The organism is Pseudomonas sp. D2002 (assembly GCF_013385735.1).
In the GTDB taxonomy this organism is placed as follows: domain Bacteria; phylum Pseudomonadota; class Gammaproteobacteria; order Pseudomonadales; family Pseudomonadaceae; genus Aquipseudomonas.
On the sequence record NZ_JACAPL010000002.1, the window covers coordinates 139,408 to 145,427 of the forward strand.

Here is a 6,020-nt window from a genome sequence, read left to right on the forward strand (position 1 = left end):
CGACTCAGCCGTGGGCCACAGCAATCATGTCGACCTCGACCGCTGCCGACTTCGGCAACTGCATCACCCCCACCGAGGTCCGCGTATGCACCCCGGCGCTGCCGAGGATCTCGTGCAGCAGGTCCGAGGCGCCGTTGGCCACTTCGCTCTGCTGGTCAAAATCCTCAGCACTGCGCACGTACACGGTGATGCGCGGGATGGCCTTGATCTGGTCCAACGAACCCAGCGCCTGCTTGAGCAAACCCAGGCAACGCAGCGCGCTGATACCCGCAGCGATTTGCGCCTGGGCCAGGGTCAGGCTGTCGCCGACTTTGCCCGGCAGCACAATCGTGTCGCCCACACGCGGAATCTGGCCGCTGATGTACAGGTGGTCGCCATCGCGAACCAGCGGCGTGTAATTGCCGCCGACTTTGAATTCGTCCAGTTGATAGCCGATGCGCTGTTGCGCGGCCTGGTATTTTTCATCGCGGGTCATGGGCGTGATTCCTCGTATCGACGTTGCCATTCATCCACCACATCGCCCAGGGTCTTGGGGATGTCGTTGCGAATCCAGGCCATGAATGGCCGGTCGAACTTGAACGCTGGGCCGCAGTGTTCAAGCATGAAACGGCGTACGTTCTGGGTATTTTTGTAGTGTGGGGTCACGGGAGTGGCGCGAGTGATGGCGTCGCTGTGCCAGTCAAAATCCATTTCGTCTCTCGGGCGGTGTGTGGTTTCGGCAGTAGCATAGCGAGGTGCTTGTTGGGCAGGAAGCAGCATGAAGAAACGGTTGAGCATTCAGGCAGTGTTGGGATGTCGTACAAGAAACCTGAATGTTTATAACGGCTAATCCGCTAACCTTTTCAAGATATTTCAAAATTTCACTTTCCTTCCCCAGCGAAAATATTGCATGGTTGTACGACGACTTAAATTGTCGCGTACGCCCCCAACAACAATAAGGAAACACCCATGCCAAACGTCAAAGTGCTGATCGGTTTTCTGTGCCTGTTCACCGGCTACGTCGCAGCAGCGCCTGCCCCTGCCGAGAAGGATGTGGCCCAAGCGGTCGACCAACTGACCCAAGCCATGCTGCACCTGGACCTCAAGCAGCTTCACGCCTTGACCTCCGACAAACTCACCTACGGCCACTCCAGCGGCAAGGTGCAGAACAAAGCGCAATTCATCGCGGACCTTGAAACCCACACCAGCGCCTTCAAAACCCTCGAAATGCAGAACCAGACCATCACCCTCGACGGCGACACCGCCCTGGTGCGCAACCACTTTCACGCGCTGGCGGTGAACAGCGGCGTCGACACGCCAACCGACATCGACAACTTCCAGGTCTGGCAGAAGCAAAAAGGCAAATGGCTGCTGATCGGGCGTCAGGCTTACAAATACTGATGGCTGACGGTGAGCTGACCGGCGTCAGCTCACCATCGCACCACCTCGCGCACCTTCACCAGCGCTTCGCGCAACGCCTGCATGTCCACCGAGCCCAAGGCCAAACGTAGCGCGTGCGGCACGGTTGCCGAGACGGCAAACGGCTCGGCGGTGGACACCGAAATACCCTCCCGCTGCAAGGCCATGGCCACCTGATCAGCCCGCACATCTTCCCCCAGCGGCAACCATAGAAAATACGACGAGGGATGGCTGATGTAATTCACGCCGTCCAGCACCTGCGCCGCCAGGGCTTGTCGCGCCTGGGCGTCCTGGCGCTTTTGCGCTTCCAGGTGGGCGACGGTGCCGTCTTCGATCCAGGCCACGGCCAGTGCGCTCATCACCCCCGGCACGTTCCAGGTGGTGGCCATGATGGTGCGCTCCAACTTCTTTACCAACGCCGCCGGCGCCGCAAGAAACCCAACGCGTAAACCGGTGGCAACGCTCTTGGAAAACCCGCCGACGTACACCGTGCGCTCCGGCGCCAGAGTCGCCAGTGGCGGCGGTGCCTCTGCGGCCAGAAACGCGTAGGCCGCATCCTCGATGATCATCAGGTTGTGCTGACGGGCAACCCCGACCAGTTGCTCGCGCTGCGCCAGGCTCATCACCCAGCCCAACGGGTTGTGCAGCGTCGGGATGCTGTACACCGCGCGCACCGGGCGCTTGCTGCACAGGCGTTGCAGGGCGTCCAGGTCCGGCCCGCTGGCGCTGACCGGTATCGCGACGATTTCCAGGTGCAGGGTTTCGGCCAGCACCTTGAAGCCTGAATAGGTCAGCGCATCAACAGCAACCACGTCGCCAGGCTTGAGCATTGCCATCATCGTTACGGCCAAGCCGTGTTGGGCGCCGCTGACCACCAGCACCTGCTCAGCCTCGACCGCCAGCCCTCGGCTCAACACGTGCCGCGCCACCGCCGCGCGCTCGTGCAGGCGGCCGGCATGGGGCTGGTAGCGCAGCAGCGCTTCCAGGTCGCCCGACAGCGCCAGTTGGCGCAAGGCCGTGCGCAACAGGTCGGCCTGGCCCGGCAGCGACGGGTAGTTGAAATTGAGGTCGAGCATGCCGGTGCCGACCGTCATCTGCCCACTGCCCTGCCCCGGCGGTAACGCGATCTCACGCACGAAGGTGCCGCGCCCGGTTTCACCGCTGACCAGGCCCATGGCTTCAAGCTCGGTGTACACGCGGCTGGCGGTGACCAACGCCAGGCCGTGGTCGGCGGCCAATTGTCGATGGGTCGGCAGGCGTATGCCGGGCGCCAGTGTGCCGCTGCGGATGTTCTCGGCGAAGGTGTCGACCAGCGACTTGTAGCGGGCGCGCGGCATAGGCGGTGTATCCATGACAATTTTTTGATTGTCTTAATCTTCGATCCTAGGATGGCCGAACGCAACTTATCCTTTTCGAGCACGCCCTCATGGAACGCACCTCGCGCCTCAACACCCTCGATAGCAGCGCCCAAGGCTGGGTCAATGGCTTTATCGGCGTGGTGATATTCAGCGGCTCATTGCCGGCCACGCGCCTGGCGGTGATGGAATTCGACCCGGTGTTCCTGACCATGATCCGCGCCACCCTGGCCGCCGCATTGGGGCTGTGCCTGCTGTGGCTGTTCAAGGAGAAACGCCCGGCGCGCGTGCAATGGATGCCGCTGGCAATCGTCGCGCTCGGCGTAGTGATTGGCTTCCCGCTGCTGACGGCGCTGGCGCTGCAATACGTGACCTCGGCGCACTCCATCGTCTTCATCGGCCTGCTGCCGCTGGCCACGGCGGTGTTTGGCGTGCTGCGTGGCGGTGAGCGGCCGCGCCCGGTGTTCTGGCTGTTTTCGATTCTCGGCAGCCTGTTGGTGATGGGCTACGCCTTCGCCCAAGGCTTGAGTGCCGCGCCGGTCGGTGACGTGCTGATGCTGCTGGCGGTGCTGGTGTGCGGTTTGGGTTATGCCGAGGGCGCCAAGTTGTCGCGCAGCCTCGGCGGCTGGCAGGTGATCTGCTGGGCGCTGGTGCTGTCGCTGCCGGTGGTGGCGCCGCTGAGTGTGATCCTCGCGCCGCCCACCTTGAGCGGCATCAGCCTGCCCGCCTGGCTGAGCCTGGGGTATGTGGCGCTGTTCAGCATGCTGATCGGCTTTGTGTTCTGGTATCGCGGCCTGGCCCAGGGTGGCATCGCCGCCGTCGGCCAATTGCAGTTGCTGCAACCGTTCTTCGGCCTGGCATTGGCGGCGGGCCTGCTGCATGAGCAGGTCAGCCTGGGCATGCTGATGGTCACGGTTGCGGTGATCGCCTGCGTGGCCGGCGCGAAACGCTTTGCACGTTAACGCTGCGGCGCGACCATCTTGAATTTGATGTTGATGTCGTTGGACACCACGCTGTTGCCGGCCCATTCGCCCTCGCCGATCTTGAAGTCGTCGCGTTTGAGCACGAATTCACCGTCAAACACGCCAATGCCGCTTTGCTCCTTGAGCAGCACAGTGATGTCCACCGGCCGCGTGATGCCTTTGATCGTCAGGTTGCCGGTGATTTTGTAGCGGTTATCGCCCAGCGCGGTGGCGCCATTGGATTCATACACACCGACCGGATAGGCCGCGGTGTCGAACCAGGCGGGCTGCTGCAGCTGGGTATTGGCGTCCTGGCTGCCGGCATCGATGCTGGCGAGCTGGATCTTGAGCAACGCATGCGCCGCCTCGGGCTTTTGCGTGTCGAAAATCAGGGTGCCCTCAAAGTCGCTGAAGGTGCCATACACCCGCTGCCCGAACTGCTGAAAGGTAAAGCTGATCTGACTGGCCGTGCGGTTGACATCTTTGTATTCCACGGCCTGCGCGTTGGCCAACCAACCGAAGACCAGCGCCAGCAAGCACACCTTGGACATTTGACGCTTCATGGAACACTCCGCAAGAGAAAAGGACACAGGTGCTGAGCTAACACGCCATGCCATGGATTTATTCCCTTTCGGTGCGCGCCCTGCTAAACAGAGTAGTCGCCAAAAGAAACAATAAGGACTTTGCATGCACACCCCTTCCCTGCAGGACACCACCGCCCCCGAAGGCATCTGCTACGGCTGCGGCGGCAGTAACCCGCATGGCCTGCACATCAAGAGCCGCTGGGCTGACGACGGCGTCCATGTCATCGCCGAGCATCAACCCGAGGCCAAGTACAGCGGCTGGCCCGACCTGGTCTACGGCGGCCTGATCGCCATGCTGGTGGACTGCCACTCCAACTGGACGGCGATGGCCTACCACTACCGCGCCGAACAGCGCGAACCCGGCAGCTTGCCGCGCATCGACTGCGTCACCGGCAACCTCGGCATCAAATTCATCAAGCCCACGCCCATGGGCGTCACGCTGAGCCTGCGCGCGCGGGTCGAGGGTGAGGTGGGGCGCAAAAGCCGCGTGGTCTGTGAGGTGTACGCCGGTGACGTGCTCACGGCTATCGGCGACTCGGTGTTCGTGCGCGTCGACACCGGCCAACTGGCCGCCGCCGCGCATGGTCGCGAGGGCTGATCCTGGTCTACATTGATTGCCACCGCTAATCGAGGATTGCACCGATGACTCGTCTCACCGCGAAAGACTTTGCCCCCGAACTGCTGGAACTCTACGACGGCTACGCCCACGGCAAGCTCAACCGCTGCGAATTTCTCGACCGCGCCGCGCTGTTCACCTTCGGCGGCCTCACCGCCTCCGCGCTGCTCGCGGCCCTGAGCCCCAACTACGCGCTGGCCGAACAAGTCAAATTCACCGACCCGGACATCGTCGCCGACTACATCACCTACCCCTCGCCCAAAGGCAACGGCACCGTGCGCGGTTACCTGGTGCGCCCGGCCAAAGCCAGCGGCAAACTGCCGGCGGTGGTGGTGGTGCACGAAAACCGCGGCCTCAACCCGTATATCGAAGACGTCGCCCGTCGCCTGGCCAAAGCCGGCTTCATCGCCCTGGCGCCCGACGGCCTGACCTCAATGGGCGGCTACCCCGGCAACGATGAAAAAGGCGTGGAGCTGCAACAGAAAGTCGACCCGGAAAAACTCATGAACGACTTCTTCGCCGCCATCGAATGGCTGATGCACCACGACAGCAGCACCGGCAAAGTCGGGATAACCGGCTTCTGCTACGGCGGCGGCGTGACCAATGCGGCGGCGGTGGCCTACCCGGAGTTGGGCGCGGCGGTGTCGTTCTACGGGAAGCAGCCGGAAGCGAAAGACGTGCCCCGCATCAAGGCGCCGATCATGTTGCATTACGGCGAGTTGGATACGCGGATCAACGAGGGTTGGCCGGCGTATGAGAAGGCGCTGAAGGCAGCGGGTACGACCTATGAGGCGTATATCTACAAGGGCGCCAACCACGGGTTTCATAATGATTCAACGCCAAGGTATGACGAGGCAGCGGCGAACTTGGCGTGGGAAAGAACCCTCGGCTGGTTCCACAAATACCTGGCCTGATCAGACTCTGAAATGTGGGAACTGGCTTGCCTGCGATGGCGGTCTGTCAGTGATAAATGGGCTGGCTGATTCACCGCTTTCGCGAGCAAGCCCGCTCCCACAGGTGGACCGCATTTATCCAGTTGCTGATCGCCGTGCACTGCATGACTTGATTTCAAACACGAGCAAATGGTGGGAGCTGGCTTGCCTGC

At 62.2% G+C, this 6,020-nt stretch carries 8 protein-coding genes; 4 read left to right on the plus strand and 4 right to left on the minus strand.

What is annotated here, in order from left to right:
* Positions 1–4: 4 nt before the first annotated feature.
* Both HX783_RS01000 and HX783_RS01005 read right to left on the minus strand, forming a co-directional pair.
* A complete protein-coding gene (locus HX783_RS01000) occupies positions 5–475 on the minus strand; it encodes a RidA family protein (protein WP_159956110.1) in 471 nt (156 codons plus the stop codon).
* On the minus strand, positions 472–690 hold the full coding sequence (locus HX783_RS01005) for a DUF6434 domain-containing protein (RefSeq protein WP_177015617.1): 219 nt from the start codon (positions 688–690) through the stop codon (positions 472–474). Before HX783_RS01005 ends, HX783_RS01000 begins: the two co-directional genes overlap by 4 nt.
* A gap of 258 nt (positions 691–948) precedes the next feature.
* Here HX783_RS01005 and HX783_RS01010 point away from each other — a divergent pair, with 258 nt between their 5' ends.
* The gene (locus tag HX783_RS01010) at positions 949–1,380 is read left to right on the plus strand and encodes a nuclear transport factor 2 family protein (protein ID WP_159956106.1); all 432 of its coding nucleotides are present in this window, start codon (positions 949–951) and stop codon (positions 1,378–1,380) included.
* A gap of 29 nt (positions 1,381–1,409) precedes the next feature.
* On the opposite strand, the gene HX783_RS01015 is transcribed toward HX783_RS01010, so the two are convergent.
* Positions 1,410–2,735: a PLP-dependent aminotransferase family protein gene (locus HX783_RS01015; protein WP_177015618.1), complete on the minus strand. Its 1,326-nt coding sequence runs from the start codon at positions 2,733–2,735 to the stop codon at positions 1,410–1,412.
* Between the two features lie 89 nt (positions 2,736–2,824).
* Between HX783_RS01015 and HX783_RS01020 the strand changes: the two genes are divergently transcribed.
* Positions 2,825–3,715 (plus strand): DMT family transporter, encoded by an 891-nt coding sequence (locus HX783_RS01020; protein WP_177015619.1) that lies wholly within the window; start codon positions 2,825–2,827, stop codon positions 3,713–3,715.
* Here the strand turns inward: HX783_RS01020 and HX783_RS01025 are convergent.
* The gene (locus tag HX783_RS01025; RefSeq protein WP_371317653.1) at positions 3,712–4,266 is read right to left on the minus strand and encodes a YceI family protein; all 555 of its coding nucleotides are present in this window, start codon (positions 4,264–4,266) and stop codon (positions 3,712–3,714) included. The genes HX783_RS01020 and HX783_RS01025 overlap by 4 nt on opposite strands.
* 136 nt (positions 4,267–4,402) lie before the next feature.
* Here HX783_RS01025 and HX783_RS01030 point away from each other — a divergent pair, with 136 nt between their 5' ends.
* Positions 4,403–4,897 carry a PaaI family thioesterase gene (locus tag HX783_RS01030; protein ID WP_177015621.1) on the plus strand — a complete coding sequence of 165 codons (495 nt, stop codon included), beginning with the start codon at positions 4,403–4,405 and terminating at the stop codon, positions 4,895–4,897.
* Between the two features lie 44 nt (positions 4,898–4,941).
* Entirely contained in the window at positions 4,942–5,829 is an 888-nt protein-coding gene (yghX, locus tag HX783_RS01035) for a YghX family hydrolase (RefSeq protein WP_177015622.1), read from the plus strand.
* Positions 5,830–6,020: the final 191 nt, after the last annotated feature.

Excerpts from the sequence above, each read along its gene's own strand:
- HX783_RS01025 (WP_371317653.1), bottom strand. The coding sequence starts at position 4,266 with ATGTCCAAGGTGTGCTTGCTGGCGCTGGTCTTCGGTTGGTTGGCCAAC.
- HX783_RS01005 (WP_177015617.1), bottom strand. The coding sequence starts at position 690 with ATGGATTTTGACTGGCACAGCGACGCCATCACTCGCGCCACTCCCGTG.
- HX783_RS01015 (WP_177015618.1), bottom strand. The coding sequence starts at position 2,735 with ATGCCGCGCGCCCGCTACAAGTCGCTGGTCGACACCTTCGCCGAGAAC.
- HX783_RS01000 (WP_159956110.1), bottom strand. The coding sequence starts at position 475 with ATGACCCGCGATGAAAAATACCAGGCCGCGCAACAGCGCATCGGCTAT.
- HX783_RS01030 (WP_177015621.1), top strand. The coding sequence starts at position 4,403 with ATGCACACCCCTTCCCTGCAGGACACCACCGCCCCCGAAGGCATCTGC.
- HX783_RS01010 (WP_159956106.1), top strand. The coding sequence starts at position 949 with ATGCCAAACGTCAAAGTGCTGATCGGTTTTCTGTGCCTGTTCACCGGC.
- HX783_RS01020 (WP_177015619.1), top strand. The coding sequence starts at position 2,825 with ATGGAACGCACCTCGCGCCTCAACACCCTCGATAGCAGCGCCCAAGGC.
- yghX (WP_177015622.1), top strand. The coding sequence starts at position 4,942 with ATGACTCGTCTCACCGCGAAAGACTTTGCCCCCGAACTGCTGGAACTC.